The 16,750-nt window shown below is 65.5% G+C and carries 15 protein-coding genes; 8 read left to right on the plus strand and 7 right to left on the minus strand.

Annotated features, from left to right (window positions below; genetic code table 11):
- Positions 1-125: 125 nt before the first annotated feature.
- Genes CK218_RS00820 through CK218_RS00835 form a run of 4 tightly spaced genes read left to right on the plus strand, consistent with a single transcriptional unit; the run spans position 126 to position 7,020 of the window.
- Positions 126-1,130 (plus strand): MoxR family ATPase, encoded by a 1,005-nt coding sequence (locus CK218_RS00820; protein ID WP_095801682.1) that lies wholly within the window; start codon positions 126-128, stop codon positions 1,128-1,130.
- A complete protein-coding gene (locus CK218_RS00825; protein WP_067326514.1) occupies positions 1,130-2,116 on the plus strand; it encodes a DUF58 domain-containing protein in 987 nt (328 codons plus the stop codon). Before CK218_RS00820 ends, CK218_RS00825 begins: the two co-directional genes overlap by 1 nt.
- Positions 2,113-4,929 carry a DUF4159 domain-containing protein gene (locus CK218_RS00830; RefSeq protein WP_095826579.1) on the plus strand — a complete coding sequence of 939 codons (2,817 nt, stop codon included), beginning with the start codon at positions 2,113-2,115 and terminating at the stop codon, positions 4,927-4,929. Before CK218_RS00825 ends, CK218_RS00830 begins: the two co-directional genes overlap by 4 nt.
- A 3-nt stretch (positions 4,930-4,932) precedes the next feature.
- The gene (locus tag CK218_RS00835; RefSeq protein WP_095826580.1) at positions 4,933-7,020 is read left to right on the plus strand and encodes a hypothetical protein; all 2,088 of its coding nucleotides are present in this window, start codon (positions 4,933-4,935) and stop codon (positions 7,018-7,020) included.
- 154 nt (positions 7,021-7,174) lie between these two features.
- Here CK218_RS00835 and clpS read toward each other — a convergent pair whose 3' ends face one another.
- From clpS to CK218_RS00855, 4 genes are all read right to left on the minus strand, one after another.
- On the minus strand, positions 7,175-7,480 hold the full coding sequence (gene clpS / locus CK218_RS00840; protein WP_040989718.1) for an ATP-dependent Clp protease adapter ClpS: 306 nt from the start codon (positions 7,478-7,480) through the stop codon (positions 7,175-7,177).
- Between the two features lie 105 nt (positions 7,481-7,585).
- The gene (locus CK218_RS00845) at positions 7,586-7,927 is read right to left on the minus strand and encodes a hypothetical protein (RefSeq protein ID WP_245434828.1); all 342 of its coding nucleotides are present in this window, start codon (positions 7,925-7,927) and stop codon (positions 7,586-7,588) included.
- Positions 7,928-8,071: 144 nt separating this feature from the next.
- Positions 8,072-8,308: a hypothetical protein gene (locus CK218_RS00850; RefSeq protein ID WP_095826581.1), complete on the minus strand. Its 237-nt coding sequence runs from the start codon at positions 8,306-8,308 to the stop codon at positions 8,072-8,074.
- A 40-nt stretch (positions 8,309-8,348) separates the two neighbouring features.
- A complete protein-coding gene (locus CK218_RS00855; RefSeq protein ID WP_066994286.1) occupies positions 8,349-8,651 on the minus strand; it encodes a hypothetical protein in 303 nt (100 codons plus the stop codon).
- Positions 8,652-8,888: 237 nt separating this feature from the next.
- Here CK218_RS00855 and CK218_RS00860 point away from each other — a divergent pair, with 237 nt between their 5' ends.
- The 3 genes from CK218_RS00860 (at position 8,889) to CK218_RS00870 (ending at position 11,586) form a co-directional block, all read left to right on the plus strand.
- The gene (locus CK218_RS00860; protein WP_066994281.1) at positions 8,889-9,605 is read left to right on the plus strand and encodes a response regulator transcription factor; all 717 of its coding nucleotides are present in this window, start codon (positions 8,889-8,891) and stop codon (positions 9,603-9,605) included.
- Entirely contained in the window at positions 9,602-11,011 is a 1,410-nt protein-coding gene (locus CK218_RS00865) for an ATP-binding protein (protein WP_095781266.1), read from the plus strand. Before CK218_RS00860 ends, CK218_RS00865 begins: the two co-directional genes overlap by 4 nt.
- A gap of 206 nt (positions 11,012-11,217) precedes the next feature.
- Entirely contained in the window at positions 11,218-11,586 is a 369-nt protein-coding gene (locus CK218_RS00870) for a YciI family protein (RefSeq protein ID WP_066994274.1), read from the plus strand.
- A gap of 21 nt (positions 11,587-11,607) precedes the next feature.
- Here CK218_RS00870 and CK218_RS00875 read toward each other — a convergent pair whose 3' ends face one another.
- Positions 11,608-11,844 (minus strand): hypothetical protein, encoded by a 237-nt coding sequence (locus CK218_RS00875; protein ID WP_040996927.1) that lies wholly within the window; start codon positions 11,842-11,844, stop codon positions 11,608-11,610.
- A 160-nt stretch (positions 11,845-12,004) separates the two neighbouring features.
- Here CK218_RS00875 and CK218_RS00880 point away from each other — a divergent pair, with 160 nt between their 5' ends.
- Positions 12,005-14,017: a BTAD domain-containing putative transcriptional regulator gene (locus tag CK218_RS00880; protein ID WP_095826582.1), complete on the plus strand. Its 2,013-nt coding sequence runs from the start codon at positions 12,005-12,007 to the stop codon at positions 14,015-14,017.
- Positions 14,018-14,037: 20 nt separating this feature from the next.
- On the opposite strand, the gene CK218_RS00885 is transcribed toward CK218_RS00880, so the two are convergent.
- On the minus strand, positions 14,038-15,519 hold the full coding sequence (locus tag CK218_RS00885) for an aspartate aminotransferase family protein (RefSeq protein ID WP_095826847.1): 1,482 nt from the start codon (positions 15,517-15,519) through the stop codon (positions 14,038-14,040).
- Positions 15,520-15,597: 78 nt separating this feature from the next.
- Positions 15,598-16,683, minus strand: a complete 1,086-nt coding sequence (locus CK218_RS00890) for a pyridoxal-phosphate dependent enzyme (protein WP_066994265.1) — start codon at positions 16,681-16,683, stop codon at positions 15,598-15,600.
- Between the last annotated feature and the right edge of the window lie 67 nt (positions 16,684-16,750).

Raw genomic sequence — 16,750 nt, forward strand, 5'->3', positions numbered from 1 at the left:
TTGTCAGCCTTGTCAGCCCAAGCCTGTGATTTAAGTTCAATCGCAGGCGCCGGGCGAGGCCGAATCGCGGCATTCTGCGAATCGAGAATGCAAGCCGGTATTTCCAACCACAAGGATCGAACGGCATGAGCGTGATGATCAAGGAAAGCCCGTTGAGCGACAAGGCGATGATCGAGCAGGCCGAGAAGGCGCTGTCTGACATCTCCAAGGTCCGCGACGCCGTAGGCCGCGTGATCTTCGGCCAGGAAGCCGTTGTCGAGCGCACGCTGGTTGCGCTGCTTGCGGGCGGGCATGCGCTCCTCGTCGGCGTGCCAGGCCTCGCCAAGACCAAGCTGGTCGAGACACTGGGCATCGTGCTCGGCCTCGACTCACGCCGCATCCAGTTCACGCCCGACCTGATGCCGTCCGACATCCTCGGCTCCGAAGTCATGGAGCAGGATGAGCTTGGCAAACGATCCTTCCGCTTCCTCCGCGGGCCTATCTTTTCGCAGCTTTTGATGGCCGACGAGATCAACCGTGCCTCGCCGCGCACCCAGTCGGCGCTGCTGCAGGCGATGCAGGAATATCACGTCACCATTGCCGGCGTTCGCCACGACCTGCCCTCGCCCTTCCACGTGCTGGCGACGCAGAACCCGCTGGAGCAGGAAGGCACCTATCCGCTGCCGGAAGCGCAGCTCGATCGTTTCCTGATGCAGGTCGACATCCTCTATCCGGAGATCGAGGCCGAACGCCGCATCCTGCTCGAAACCACCGGCGTCGAGGAGGCCAAGGCCGACAATGTGCTGCAGCCAGCCAGGCTGAAGGAAATTCAGACGCTGATCCGCCGCATGCCGGTGCCTGAAAGCGTCGTCGAAGCGATCCTCAAGCTGGTGCGCTCGGCTCGTCCCGGTCAGGGGATTGCCGACACCGACAAGCATGTCGCCTGGGGTCCTGGTCCGCGCGCCAGCCAGGCGCTGACCCTGTGCGCCCGAGCACGCGCCCTATATGATGGCAGGCTGGCGCCGTCGGTCGACGACATCCGTGCCCTCGCCGAACCGGTGCTGCAGCATCGCATGGCGCTGACCTTCGCCGCCCGCGCGGAAGGCACATCCGTGCGCGACGTGGTGGCGAAACTGGCAAAAGGCATCTGATGGGTCGAATAGGCGAGGTCCAGGCACCGGTTGCGACGCGCGACGCGCTCGCCCGTGGCCGGTTGCGGGCCTCTCTGGTGCCGGATCTGCTGGTCGAGGCGCGCCGCATCGTCAACACGGTGATCGCCGGCTGGCATGGCCGCCGCAAGCGCGGCATCGGCGAGAATTTCTGGCAGTTCCGCCCCTATGTCGAAGGCGATGCCTCGCGCATCGACTGGCGCCGCTCGGCCCGCGACGACCACACCTATGTGCGCGACCGCGAGTGGGAGGCGGCCCATACCGTCTGGCTCTGGTCGGACCCCTCCCCGTCCATGCTCTACAAATCCTCGGGAGCCGGCGTTTCCAAGGAATCGCGCGCTCTGGTGCTGGCGCTTGCGTTGGCCGAGCTCCTGTCGCGCAGCGGCGAGCGCATCGCCTGGCCGGGCCTCACCGACCCGTTCACCGCCCGCAACGGCGCCGAACGCATCGCGGCCCAGCTCAGCCATGCCGGCAACCTGGCGGCGAAGCCCGATCTCTCCACCATCCGCCGCTTCTGCGACATCGTCATCGTCAGCGACTTTCTCGATCCGGTCGAGGAGACCATGGCCTGGCTCGACGTGCTCGCCCGTCACGGCGTGCGCGCGCATCTGATCGAGGTCGCCGACCCGGCCGAGGAGACCTTCCCCTATGCCGGCCGCACCGAATTCACCGATCCCGAGACCGGCGACAAGCTGACCGCCGGCCGCGCCGAAACGCTCAAAGACGAATACCGCCTGCTCTATATCGCTCGCCGCCAGGAACTCGCCGGCTGGTGCAAGCGCCTCGGCTGGAGCTTTACCGTCAATCATACCGACCGCCTCGCCTCCGAGGCGCTCGTGCGCGTCCACATGGCGATGACCGCCGACAGCAGCCGTCCGGGTCTGACCTCGGGTCATGCCGGGCTGACCGCCGGTGGCGGTCATGCAGGGCTGACCGCTGGCGGTGATGCCGGAAAGGCGGTCGCATGAGTTGGCTGCCGCTTTCCTTCGGCGCGCCGATGGTGCTGTGGGGGCTGCTGGCCCTGCCGGTGATCTGGTACCTGCTGAGGCTGACGCCGCCCAGGCCGCGGACTGAGGTCTTTCCGCCGCTGAGGATCCTCGCCCGCGTCCTGAGGCGCGAAGAGACGCCGCATCAAAGCCCCTGGTGGCTGACGCTGCTCCGCCTGCTGATGGCCGCCCTTGTCGTCACGGCGCTCGCCGAGCCGATCTTCAATCCGCGCGAAAAGCTGCCGGCTGAGGGCTCGGCTCTCGCGCTGGTCGTCGACAATGACTGGGCAAGCGCCGTCGACTGGGGCAAGCGCGTCGCCACCGCCGAGCGGCTGATTGCCGACGCCGGCTCGAACGGCGTGCCGGTCGTCATCGCCTTTACCGCCGAGAAGCCGAATGCCGAGATCGGCCCCTTCGATGCATCGGCCGCGCTCGACCGCCTGCGCGCGGCAAAGCCGCGCCCGATCCCGACCGACCGCCCCGCCGTCTATGCCCGCGTCGCAGCCACTTTGGAGCGCCTGCCCGGCGCGAGCGTTGCCGTGCTTGCCGATGGCCTTGCCGCCACCGGCGACGAAGCGGCGTTCAAGACGCTCCTGGAAAAGAATGCCGCGAGGCTGGTCTGGGTCACCTCGGACCGGCTTTCGCTCACCGGCCTGACCGGCGCCGACAATCAGGTCGACGGCTTCACGCTGACCGCCATCCGCGCGCCGGGCGACCCGGCGCCGGCGCAGGTCACCGCGGGCGCCTTCGACGACAAGGGCCGCCGCATCGCCGACGCGACTCTGACCTTCGCGCCGGGTCAGGCCACCGCCACCGGAACGATGAAGGTGCCGTTCGAATTGCGCAACGACTTCGCCTCGATAGCACTCGATGGCGAGCACCAGGCCGGTGCCGTTCGCGTGCTGGACGAGAGCTCCAAGCGCCGCCGCGTCGGTCTGCTTTCGCAGGCCGAGGCAGACCAGGCGCAGCCGCTGCTGTCGCCGCTCTATTACATTCGCCGCGCCCTGCAGCCTTTCGCCGATCTGGTGGAGCCGTCGAGCGCCGATCTGGCCGATGCCATTCCGCAGCTTCTCGACCAGAAGCCGGCGATGATCATCATGGCCGATGTCGGCACCATCCCTGCGCAGGTCCGGCAACGGCTGGTCGACTGGGTGAACAATGGCGGCACGCTGGTGCGTTTTGCCGGTTCAAGGCTGGCTGCCGCCGGCAACGACGATGATCTCTTGCCGGTCCGGCTGCGCAGCGGCGAGCGCGCGCTGGGCGGCGCGCTTTCGTGGACGACGCCGCAACCGGTCACCGAATTCCCGAAGAACGGCCCGTTCGCCGACCTCGCGCCGCCGACGGAGGTGACGGTCAGCCGGCAGGTGCTGGCCGAGCCGACGCCCGACATCGTCGAGCGCACCTGGGCGACGCTTGCCGACGGCACGCCGCTGGTCACGGGCATGAAGAAGGACAAGGGAACGCTGGTACTCTTCCACGTGACACCGGAGGCGACCTGGTCGAACCTGCCGATCTCCGGCAGCTTCGTCGAGATGCTGAGACGCATAGTGCAATTGTCGCGCAACCAGGGCGCCGCGGTCGCCAATGCCGAGGCGGCCGCAGCATCGCTGGCGCCCTATCGCATGATCGGCGCCGACGGCGCGCTGGTGCCGCCGACACCCGATGCGCGGCCGCTCGTGCCCGCCGCCGGCCCGCTTCCAGTGACGCTGGAAAACCCGCCCGGCCTCTACGGTTCGGAAACCGGCGTTTTCGCGCATAACCTGCTCAACGCCTCGAGCACATTCACGCCGCTTGCTCGGCCACAGGTCTCGCTGCCGGTGACGGCCATCCCTTACGCCTTCGACGAATCGGAGAACCTGAAAGGCCCGCTGGTCACATTGGCCCTCTTGCTGATGGTGCTCGACACGCTTGCCGTGTTCTGGATGGGTGGGCTGTTCTCGCGCCGGCCGCGCCGCGCCGCGGCGACCGCCGCTGCCCTGCTGATCGTGTTCGGCGGGCTCTTCGGCCACGCCGACTTTGCCCGCGCCGATGATTCGAAGCCGGGCGATGCCCAGGCCATCGAGGACATTTCGAAAACTCGCATCGCCTATGTCATCACCGGCGAGCCCGGCGTCGATTCAATCAGCCGCGCCGGCCTTGAGGGCCTCACCCGCTTCCTCATCGAGAAGACCGCGCTGGAACCCGGCCCGCCGGCGGGTGTCGACATCTCCAAGGATGAACTGACCTTCTATCCGCTGATCTACTGGCCAATCGACGCTACCGCGCCGATGCCCAGCGAAGCCGCGATCGCCCGCATCGACGCCTATATGCAGCAGGGCGGCACGGTTCTCTTCGACACGCGCGACCAGTTCTCCAACGGCATCGGCGCCGGCTCGGCAAGCCCGGCCACCGAGCGGCTGCGCGATATTCTCGGCAATCTGAACGTGCCGCCGCTGGAGCCGGTGCCCTCGGACCATGTGCTGACGAAGTCCTTCTTCATCCTTCCCGAGTTTCCCGGCCGCTTCAACGGCAGTCCGCTCTGGGTCGAAGCCTCGCTCGATGCCAGCAATACCGAGAACCGTCCCGTGCGCACCGGCGACGGCGTCTCCCCGATCATGATCACCGGTAATGATTTCGCCGGCGCCTGGGCCGTCGACGAGAACGGCGATCCGATGCTGCCGACCGTGCCGCCGGATCCGATGCAGCGCGTCTACGCGCTGCGCGCCGGCGTCAACATCATGATGTACATGCTGACCGGCAACTACAAATCCGACCAGGTGCATGTGCCCGTCCTGCTCGAACGGCTGGGACAGTAGTTCATGAACTGGTCGATCTCCTTCGAGCCGCTCGTTTCCTGGCCGCTGTTCTGGGTCGTCATCGTGCCGCTCGCGCTGCTCGCGCTGGCTGGCCTGTGGTTCCGTCAGCGCGGCTCTGTCCTGCGCTTCATCGCCCTGCTGGCGCTGGGCGCGGCACTGCTCAATCCCGTTTTCCTCGACGAGGAACGCGAGGCATTGAAGAGCGTCGTCGCGGTCATCGTCGATCGCAGCCAGAGCCAGGACATCGGCGACCGCACCAAGCAGACCGACGAAGCGCTGACGGGCCTTCAGCAGCGCCTCGGCCGCTTCAAGCAATTCGACGTCCGCGTCGTCGAGGCCGGCAAATCCGAGGCCGCCGATGAGCGCACGGAAACCAGGCTGTTCGGCGCGCTGGAAAGCGCTTTCCGCGATGTGCCGCCCTCGCGCATCGGCGGCGCCATCATGATCACCGATGGCGAGGTGCATGACGCGCCGGCCGGCGCTCCGGAATTCAACGCGCCGCTCCATGCGCTGATCACCGGCAACGAGCACGAGAAGGACCGCCGCATCCGCTTCGAGAACGCGCCGCGCTTTGGCCTCGTCGGCAAGCCGCTCGACATGAGCTCTCGGGTGCTTTCCACCGAAGGTCAGGGCGGCCCGGTCGACGTGCGGGTCTCGGTCAATGGCGAGCAGGTCTCTGTCGAGCATGCGACCATCGGTCAGCCGATGAAGCTTGAAGTCACCATTCCCAACGCGGGCCGCAACATCGTCCAGCTTTCGATCGACCACGAGCCGGGCGAGCTGACCGACACCAACAACCGCGCCATCGCGCTGGTCGACGGCATTCGCGATCATCTGCGCGTGCTTCTGGTCTCCGGCGAGCCGCATGCCGGCGAGCGCACGTGGCGCAACCTGCTGAAATCCGACGCTTCGGTCGACCTCGTCCACTTCACCATTCTGCGACCGCCGGAAAAGCAGGACGGCACCCCGATCAACGAGCTGTCGCTGATCGCCTTCCCGACGCGCGAGCTGTTCGTCGAGAAGATCAAGGACTTCGATCTGATCATCTTCGATCGCTATCAGCACCGCGACGTGCTGCCGATCCTGTATTACGACTACATCTCCGAATATGTCGAAAAGGGCGGCGCGCTGCTGATTGCCGCCGGCCCCGAATATGCCGGCGAAAGCTCCATCGCCCGAACGCCGCTGATGTCGGCCCTGCCCGCGATGCCGAGCGGCGAGGTCGTCGATAAGGCCTTCTATCCGCGTCTCACCGATCTCGGCCAGCGCCACCCGGTCACGCGCGGGCTCGACGGCTCCGCCGCCGATCCGCCCCGCTGGAGCCGCTGGTTCCGCACCATCGGCGTCAAGAATCCCGAGGGCGCGGTGGTGATGAAAGGGGCCGACGACCGCCCCCTGCTTGTGCTCGACCGCAAGGGCGAAGGCCGGGTCGGCATGCTGCTTTCCGATCAGGGCTGGCTGTGGGCGCGCGGCTTCGAAGGCGGCGGGCCGCATGTCCAGCTCTATCGGCGCATCGCCCATTGGCTGATGAAGGAACCCGAACTTGAAGAAGAGCGGCTAACCGCCGACGGTCGCGGCATGGTGCTGGAAATCCGCCGCCAGACGATGAGCGACGATCCCGGCCCCGCTCAGGTGATCACGCCTTCCGGCAAGACGATGACCGTCAAGCTGGAAAAAGCCGAACCAGGGATTTTCACGGGCAGCCTGCAGACCAGCGAGATCGGCCTCTATCAGGTCGGCAACGGCGACCTCTCCGCGCTTGCCCATGTCGGCCCGATCAATGCGCCTGAATTCGCCGATGTCGTTTCCACCGAGGACAGGCTGAAGGCGCCGGCCGAGGCGACCGGCGGCAGCGTGCGCCGGCTCGCGCCATCCTCCATGCTTGGCGATCTTGCGGGCGGTGTGGCATTGCCATCGATCGTACCGGTCCGCTCCTCGGGAGCGGCATCGGGGAACGATTGGATCGGGCTGCGCACCACCGACGACAGCACGCTGAAGGCCGTCTCGCGCGTGCCGCTGTTCGGCGGCTTCCTCGGCCTCGGCTTGCTGCTCCTGGCCATCGGCTCGATGTGGTATCGAGAAGGAAGGTAGAGCCTTTTCCGTCTCCCCTTCCGGGGAAAGGTGCCCGAAAGGGCGGATGAGGGGCGGCGCGCAACAATCAAATACGGCGCTTGGTCCCACCCTCACCCTGCTCGGCCGGCGGCCTCGCTTTCCCTCTCAGTACATGGCGCGAGGCAGAGCCGCCCTACTCTTCCGGCTCGGTCGTGAACAGCAGCGGATAGCCCTTGGCCTTGCCGGCGTCGGTTGCTCGCGCGGCCTTGGTCTCGGCAACGTCGCGCGTGAAGACGGCGACCACGCAGACGCCGCGCGTATGCGCAGTGATCATCACGCGATGCGCCTGATCCTCGCTGAGCTTGAACTCGCCTTTAAGCACCGTCACCACGAACTCCCTCGGCGTGAAGTCGTCATTGACCAGGATGACCTTGTAGAGCTTCGGCCGCTCGGTCTTCGGCTGCGTCTTGGTACGCGGTTTGAGGACGGTCTCAGGCATTGGAATTCACCAGCTGGAAACTGGGTCTGGCTTGCACTCCCTCAGGCAGGGAAGCATTTGTCCATTTGTCCGCTGGAGGGCGGAGAATCGAGGGACGATGAAGGCTTATGTGGGATAGCGTTGTTTGCGCTTCAACGCCCCTGCCGACCGATCGTGCGACGCACCGTCGTCCATGTTGGAACCGCGCTCCATGAAGGCGCCAATCATCCAGGCGGCGAAGCCGATCAGCGTCGCGCCCGTCAGCGCGATCAGGATCCAGCTCTGTGCCGGCGTGATGTAGTCGAAGCTCGATGAGATGGCCGGTGCGAAAAGTTCCGGCTCGGTCCTGCCGCTGGCGGGATCCGGCACTGGGCTGGCTGTCAAGATGATCAGCGCTCTTGCTGCCGCGGTGGCAACCAAGCCGCCGAGAGCCAGCGAGCGCATCATGGACGAAAGCCGCTTCTTCATGCGGATTGTCCTACGGCACCGGCATTGCGATCGGGTTAAGGAAGTGGCGCGGCGCAAGCTGCCGGTGTCAGGATTCGGCCGCTGGAAGCCGCCCCGGCCGGTTTCGGCCGGAGCGGTCTTGAAAGATCAGGATCGAAGCCTGGATTAGGACTTCTTCGGGGCCTTCTTGACCGGGCACTTGTGGGTCTTGGTCACCTTGCAGGCCTTCTTGGCGGCGACCTTCTTCGGAGCGGTCTTCGCCGTAGCGTCAGCGGCCGGAGCCGTGGTCGTGGTCGAGGCGGCCGGAGCGGCGGTCGTCGTGGCGGCGGCGTTGCTGACAGCCGGCATCGAGAAAGCGAGAGCAACAGCGAGGCCGAGGGCGGAGAGGAGGGACTTTGTCATGGCTTCATTTCCTTTTTCATGCGGGTCGAGGAGTTGAGCGTCACTGAACCGGGTCGATCGGTGTCACTCCAAGCAGCTTCAAAGCGTTTGCGAGCATCCGGATGCCCTGCGCCTGTTTCTTGGCAGCGCAGAACCGGTTTCCCTTTCTTTGAAGTGCCTTCGCCGCGGTGACCTGCGTTGCCGCGGCATGGGTTTCGAGGGCTTCGTCAACTTGACGGTTGAGATTGGTGCAGCGCTCGGTCCGGGTCAGCGGCGTTACCTTTGCGTTGGAGGCCCCGACTGCGGCTGTGATGAGCGACATGCTAAGCAAAGCACCCATCACGCTGATCCAGAACCTCTGCATCGGTCTTGCCCGTTACTCCGGAAACTTGCGTCGCAGCCGATGACCTGACCGCCACGGCACCAGTTATGCCCTTGAAATTTTTCACGAGTTTTTCCCGAGTGTAGAATTTTGTTTCTGAATTGTTTCTGGGGAAGCCATTCCGTCCCACGTCGCCGCCACTGGCCAAGATGTGGCCCGAATTCTATCGTGTGGGTGATCACAGAAGGGCAGCTTGGCTACACAAATCGCGGGGTTCTCGTGAAATCCGACTCGCACATACTGATCGTCGATGACGACAAGGGCATACGCGACCTGCTTCAGGAGTTTTTCCAGAAGCGGGGGCTGCGCACGACAGTGGCCGCCGACGGCACCGAGATGGAGTCGATCCTGCGCCGGGCGCAGGTCGACCTGATCGTGCTCGATGTGATGCTTCCCGGTAAAAGCGGGCTGGAACTGTGCCGCGAGATCCGCGCCAATCACACGACACCGATCATCATGCTGACCGCGGTGACCGAGACGACGGATCGCGTCGTCGGGCTCGAGATGGGGGCTGATGACTATGTGCCGAAACCCTTCGATCCGCGCGAATTGCTCGCCCGCATCCGAGCGGTGCTGAGGCGCAACGGCACGGCCGAGCCGCGCCGGCCCACAGCCAAGCAGATCTACCGCTTTGCCGGCTGGACCATGGATTGCTCGCGCCGCCGGCTGACGGCGCCTGACGACGTGCGGGTGGAACTGACGATGGCGGAGTTCAACCTGCTGCAGACCTTCGTCAAGAGCGCGCAACGCGTTCTCACCCGCGAGCAGCTCATCGAGTTGTCCGGCGGCGACACCGGTTACAGCTTCGATCGCAGCGTCGACATCCTGGTCAGCCGCCTGCGCCGCAAGATGGAGGACGATCCCAAGACGCCGAAACTGATCTTGACTGTTCGCAGCGGTGGCTATCAGTTTCTGCCCGAAACGACCTCCGAATGAGACGCTTGCTGCCGCAAACCCTGCCTGTCTGGGTTCTGCTCATCGTCATTGCCGGCCTGATGATCAGCCAGGTCGCGACGCTTTATATCGTGGCGCGCGACCGCGCCGCCGCCAACGATGTGGTTGATCTCTACCGGCTGAACGACCGCGCCTATTCGCTGGTGCAGCTTATGCATGACGCCACGCCTGAAGAACGCAAGACGACCGCTTCCGGTCTGTTCAATGCCACCTACGCATTGACCGTTTCGGACACCCCCGCCGTCACTTCCTCGATCGCCGGCGATGACCAGCTAGCCGAGTTGGAGGACATCCTGGTCGGCCGCCTGTCCAAGTTCGGCATCACCGACGCGCGTGTGCGGCGCGATCCGGCAACGCAGGAAGCCGATGTCCCGGACGGCCAGGTGATGAACAAGGATGTCGGCCAGGTCGAACGCGATCTGCTGGTGCTGGCCGCGGATTTCGCCCAGAGCGACAAGCTGACGGCGTCGCTGCGCTTTTCCGACGGCCAGTGGCTGAACTTCACCGAGCCGATCACGCCGGCTGGGCCGATCCTGAGTTGGGACAGCCTACCGCTCTATTCGCTGATAGCGGGACTGATCATCGTGATGTCGATCTGGTCGCTGCGCCGGCTGACCGCACCCTATCGCATGATGGAGACCGCGGTGAACCGCATCGGCAAGGACCTCAAAAGCCCGCCCATCGCCGAGACCGGCAGCCGCGAGATCCGCGCCGCGGCAAAGGCGGTCAACGCCATGCAGATGCGCCTGCGCGACTATGTCGAGGACCGCGAGCACCTGGCGGCGGCACTGGCGCATGATCTGCGCACGCCGCTGACCAGGATGCGATTGCGTCTCGAGTTGCTGCGCAAATCGCCGGCCCGTGAAGCGCTGGCGCATGACCTTGCCGACATCGAGAGCATCGCAAGCTCGGTGATCGACTTCGCCAAATTCGAGGTCACCGAGGAAAAGGCCGAGCGGATCGACTTCTGGTCGCTGGTGGAGGCGGTCGCCGACATGTTCGAGGACGCTTCGTTCGACGAGGACGCCACGCCTTCGCGCGGCCTGGTCTGCATCGCGCGGCCGGTGGCGCTGCGCCGCTGCATCACCAATCTAGTCCAGAACGCCGTCACCTATGGCAAGAAGGCGCATATCGGCGTGCAGCGCTCTGGCGACACAATCACGCTCAGCATCCGCGATGAAGGGCCGGGCATTCCGCAGGCAAAGCTGGATCAGGTGTTCGGTTCCTTCGTGCGCCTCGAACAGTCGCGCAACCGCGAGACCGGCGGGCTTGGCCTCGGCTTGACCATCGCCCGCAACATCGCCCGCGGCGCCGGCGGCGAGATCAGCCTTTCCAACCATCCCGGCGGCGGCCTGCTGACGGAGCTGCGCCTGCCGCTGGCAGCTTGAGTCAGCAAGCGCTTTCCCGGCTGCTCCAGAGGACTGGATCAGCCGCGCCATCCTTGTGATAGTGCAGCCCGCCCTAAAGCGCCGTGCGTCCTCCAGGACGCGGGATGCCGTAGCACTTCAATTTGGTGCATGACCCTTACCGAACCGAAGGTCAGCGACGCAAAAATCGATTCTGATTTTCGGATCCCCGCACGAGGAACCGAACCATGTTCTACGCAATCCTTGCCTATCACGTCGAAGAGACCGTCCAGTCCTGGACGCCCGACGAGGATGCAGCCGTCATGAAAGACCTGCTCGAGATCAACGACAGGCTGACCCGCGCCGGCAAGCTGGGCCCGGCGGCAAGGCTGGGCGAGACGGCGAAAGCCGTCACGCTGCGCGGTCCGGGCGACGGCATGGTGATCGACGGCCCCTTTGCCGAGACCAAGGAGCAGTTGCTGGGCCTCTATGTGCTGGATTGCGCCAACCAGGACGAGGCGATAGCGGTGGCGCGCGATCTCAGGCGCGTCAATCCCACCGCCGTCTACGAGATCCGGCCGATTGCGCTTTATCTGCCGGGCGCGCCGCTGGCCTGAATTCCGGGAGAAGCGACGGATTCACCGCAGCGGGCGGCGCCCGGCGGTGCGGCTGCGCGCCGCAGCATCCGCGGGGGCTTCATCGGCCGGATAGCCGAAATCCTTCAGCTCCGAAATGGACAGACCGGCCAAAGCCCTGCGCTGCATGGCGTCCTGATACCGGCGCTGGAACCCGGCGAAGATTAACGCGATCTTGGCGGCGAGCGTGCCGGCAACTCGGGTGCTCGGCTGGCAGGTTCTGATATTGATGTAGGTCATTGTCATTCTCCCTCGTTCGAACTCACGAGGGCAGTGTCTCATCGGCGCGCTTTGGCAACGTTCGTCCAGGCGTGAAACCGCAGGAAAAACCCCGCAAAATCGTCGTTAAGTCGGCGGCGGGACATGGTATTCTGCTTAACGCTGTTTCACGGGGCCCCGGATGCACATTCGATTGCTTGGCGGCATCGAGGTTGTCTCCGCAGGCGGGCAACCTCTGCACTTCGCGACGCGCAAGACGTCGCTGCTCTTTGCCGCGCTGGTTCTGGCCGGCCCGAAAGGGCTTCGCCGCGAGAAGGTGGCGGCGATGCTGTGGACCGACAGCGGCGAGCAGCAGGCGCGAAACAGCCTGCGCCAGGCCCTGGTCGACATCAGGCGGCTGTTTCCGTCCACCGGCAACGAGGCCATTCGCATCGAAGGCAATGCCGACACCATCTGGCTGGTGGCGAATGACAACGAGGCCGACATCTGGATTTTCGACCGGAACAGCCAGGCCGATGACGGCGCGAGCCTCGCTGCAGCTGCCGACCTGTACCGGGGCGACCTGCTCGACGGACTGCCATCCCCCGGCGAAATCGACGAATGGCTTGCGCCGCTTCGGGCGAACTACACCCGCAAGGCGTCGGACCTGGCCGAACGGCTGAGCCTCCTGCCGGAACTCGGTGAACGCGAGGAGCAGGCCTGCGAAAGACTGGCTGAGCGGCTAGTGACGTCCGACCCATGCGCCGAGCAGGCCCACCGCGCCCTGATCCGCGTCTTCCGCCGCCACGGCCGGACCAACGACGCCTTTCGTCAGTTCCTGGCCTGTAAGGAAGCGCTCAAGCGCGAGCTCGGCGTCGAGCCTGAGGAAGCGACGCGGGCGCTGATCGAACGCATCGAGGCGCCAATGGCGCTGAAGGGTTCGATAGCCGACTATGGCCAGCCCGAGGCCGAACTTTCCCGCCTGGAAGCGAAGGCGCCTCGCCCTGTCGTTTCGGTGCCGGAAAAGCCGTCGATCGCGGTCCTGCCGTTCCAGAACATGAGCGGCGACGCCGAGCAGGAATATTTCACTGACGGCGTTGTCGAGGAGATCACGACGGCGCTGTCGCATGTCAGCTGGCTGTTCGTGATCGCGCGGAATTCCGCCTTCGCCTACAAGGGCCAGGCGGTCGACGTCACCCGCGTGGCACGCGAGCTCGGGGTGCGCTATGTGCTGGAGGGCAGTGTCCGCAAGGCCGGCAGCCGGCTTCGGGTGGCAGGTCAGCTTATCGAGGCGTCGGCGGGAGTAAATCTCTGGGCCGACCGCTTCGAAGGCGATGTCTCGGAGGTGTTCGAACTGCAGGACCTCGTTGCCTCCAGTGTCATCGGCGCAATTTCACCCAGACTCGAACAGGCCGAGATGGCGCGGGCCAAGCGCAAGCCCACCGAGAGCCTCGACGCTTATGACCACTATCTGCGCGGCATGGCGAGCCTTTACCGCTGGACGAGAGAAGGGCTGGAGGAGGCGTTGCCACAGTTCTACAGGGCCATCCAGCTCGACCCCGATTTTGCCGCCGCGGAAGGCGCTGCCGCCTGGTGCTATTTCTGGCGCATGGCGAATGGCTGGATGATCGACCGGCAGAAGGAAACAGCCGAGGTATCCAGGCTGGTCGGCGACGTGGCTATCGCCGGCAAGGACGATGCGATGGCGCTGGCTTTCAGCGGCCTGGCGCTGGGTTATGTCACCGGCGATTACGAGGCCGGATCGGCACTGGCCGACCGCGCGCTCGTGCTCAACCCGAACTGCGCAGCCGCCTGGAGCGCCAGCGGCTGCCTCAAGGCCTGCCATGACGACCCGGACATCGCAATCGAGCACATGTCGCGGGCAAGGCGGCTGAGCCCGCTCGATCCGCTGACCTTCTTCATGCAGACCTTCACTGCCTTCGCTCACTTCGTGGCCGGCCGCTACGATGCCGCCTGGCCACTCGCCGAGGCGGCGTCGCGCGCGCAGCCCTATTATCTCACCGGCCTGCGTGTGGCGGCCGCCAGCAACGCCATGGCCGGCAGGCGGGATGCCGCGAGCAGGCACATCGCGCGCTCGCTGGAGCTCGACCCGCAACTGAAGCTTTCCAACCTCAAGCACCGGGTGGGGCAGATCAGGCCAGAATATTTCGCCAAATATGTCGAGGCGCTACGGCTGGCCGGCCTCCCGGAATGACATGTCTTGGCGCTCTCTCGTCAGTCTGGTAGCGCCGCGGTCTTGATTTCCAATCCGATGCGAAGCGTCTCACGCAGCAGGAGATCGAGGTCGTCGCGCCGCGTTCGGTGATTGGTGATCGCGACCCGCAGGCAGTGCTGCCCGTGCACCGTGGTGTCGGACACGGCTGCAATGCCTTCTTCCTGCAGCCTGAGCATGATTTCGGTGTTGAACGCCTTGAGCTGTTCCTCGGAGGCGCCGTCCAGGCGATGGCGGAAGCAGACGATGTTGATGGTGGTCGGCGCCGTCAGCTCGAGCGCCGGCTCGACCCGGATCAGCTCGGTCAGATAGCCGGCCTGGGCGATGTTCTGGTCGATCAGCCGCCCGAATTTCTCGATGCCATGCTCCTTGAGCGACATCCAGATCTTGAGCGCGCGAAAACCGCGCGATGTCTGCAGGCCATAGTCGTGCAGCCATTGCCCTGAGGCGAGGCCACGCGGCGTCGATTCCAGATATTCCGGCGTGACGGCGAAGGCGTTGCGGTGGGCGACGGCGTCGCGAACCAGCGCACAGCCCGCTTCGAAGGGCGCGTGCAGCCATTTGTGCGGGTCGAGCGCGATGGAATGGGCGCGTTCGATGCCGGCGACGAGCGATCTGTTTTCAGGCGCGATGGCGATCAGGGCGCCGATGCAGCCATCGACATGAAACCAGAGGTCTTCCTCTGCCGCCAACACGGCCAACGCCCGCAAGTCGTCGATCGCGCCCGTGTTGACGGTTCCTGCGGTGCCGATGATGCAAGCCGGCTTGAAACCTGCCGCGCGGTCTTCCGCGATGGCGGTCTTGAGCGCATCGACATCGATGCGCAGATCGGCGTCGGTCGAGACCCGCCGCAGCGCCCGGTTGCCGAGGCCGAGCGCTTCCATGGCCTTGCGGTGGCAGGAATGGACCTGGTCCGAGGCATAGAAGCGCAACGGTTTTGGGATCGCCCCGACACCCCTTTCGCGCACGTCGACGCCTGCTTTGGCATTGCGCGCCACAGTCAAACCGATGAGGTTGGCCATCGAGCCGCCGCTGACAAGCGTGCCGCTGGCCGAAGCCGGGAAGCCCACCATCTCCTTGCACCAGTCGACCACCTGGCTGTCCATCAGCCCGGCGGCGTGATTGCCGCCGCCGAGGTTCGAGCCCTGGATCGCCGCCAGGAAATCGCCCAGCGCGCCCGTGAAATTGCTTGACCCCATATACCAGGACCAGAAGCGCGGATGGATGTTGCCCATCGGATAGGCCATGACGTTGCGGGCGACATCGCCATAGACCTCGGCTATCGGTGCCGGCGAGCGCGGCAGCGGCGCCGAGAAGAAGGCGCGAACCTCGACCGGCATTTGGCGCCACACCGGACGGTCCCGGACATCCTTGAGATAAGCGACAGCATCCTCCACGATCCGATGCGACAGGGCCTGCATCTCGGCCCAGTCTGGCGGGTCGAGCGTCTCATCCATCACCGCTGCTTCCTGCAAAGTGTCCATTCGCTGCTCCCCCGCCATCATTCCTGGATCGTCGCGCGGCGCCGCCATCCGAGTGGACAGCAGCGCCGCGATTTGTCCTCAGGCGTCGAACTGGCAGCCTGGTGTGGAGCGCGACAGTGCCGTCTCCTCGGCATCCATCTCAGCCTCGATGCCGTCGAAGAGCGGGGTCGACATGTAGCGCTCGCCGGTGTCGGGCAGCATGCACAGGATCACCGAGCCAGCCGGAGCGGTGCCCGCGATCTGGCGCGCGACGGCGAAGGTGGCGCCGCCTGAAATGCCGGTGAAGATGCCTTCCTGCTGCGCCAGGGCCTTGGCCCATTTAATGCCTTCCGGGCCGGCGATCGGCACCACATCGTCATAGTAGCGCTTGTCGATCGCCTCCTGCAGCACGTTGGGGATGAAGTCCGGCGTCCAGCCCTGGATCGGATGCGGCTCGAAGGCCGGATGGCTGGCGGACGGCGCACCGCCCTGGCCACGCTCCTGCGGCTTGCCGCTGCCGATAAGCTGCGCGTTCGCCGGTTCGGCAAGCACGATGCGGACATCCGGCCGCTCGCGGCGCAGCACCCGGCCGACGCCGGCCACGGTCCCGCCGGTGCCGTAGCCGGTGACCAGCACGTCGAGGCGCGACCCTGCGAAATCGTTGATGATCTCGCGCGCCGTGGTCGCCTCGTGGATGGCGGCATTGGCTTCCGTCTCGAACTGGCGCGCCAGGAACCAGCCGTTGGCGTCGGCGAGTTCCACCGCCTTCTTGTACATCCCGAAACCCTTCTGGGCGCGCGGCGTCAGCACCACCTTGGCGCCAAGCATGCGCATCAGCTTGCGGCGCTCGATCGAGAAGCTGTCGGCCATCGTCACCACCAGCGGGTAGCCCTTCTGCGCGCAGACCATGGCAAGGCCGATGCCGGTGTTGCCACTGGTCGCCTCGACGACGGTCTGGCCCGGCTTCAGCTTGCCGCTGCGCTCGCCTTCCTCGATGATGTTGAGCGCCAGCCGGTCCTTCACCGAGGCCGCCGGATTGAAGAACTCGGCCTTCACATAGATGGTCGCGTGGCCGGGGCCGAGATTGTTGATACGGATGACCGGCGTGTCGCCGACGGTGTCGAGAATGCTATCGAACAGCCGGCCGCGACCGGCAGTGGTCCTGATTTTCAACTTCTGCAACATGGGCTTTTCTCCTCGCGATCTCACGCGCCGGTTACAGACCGGCGACTTGGGCGGCGCGGTTTCGACA

The organism is Mesorhizobium sp. WSM3879 (assembly GCF_002294915.1).
GTDB lineage: Bacteria > Pseudomonadota > Alphaproteobacteria > Rhizobiales > Rhizobiaceae > Mesorhizobium.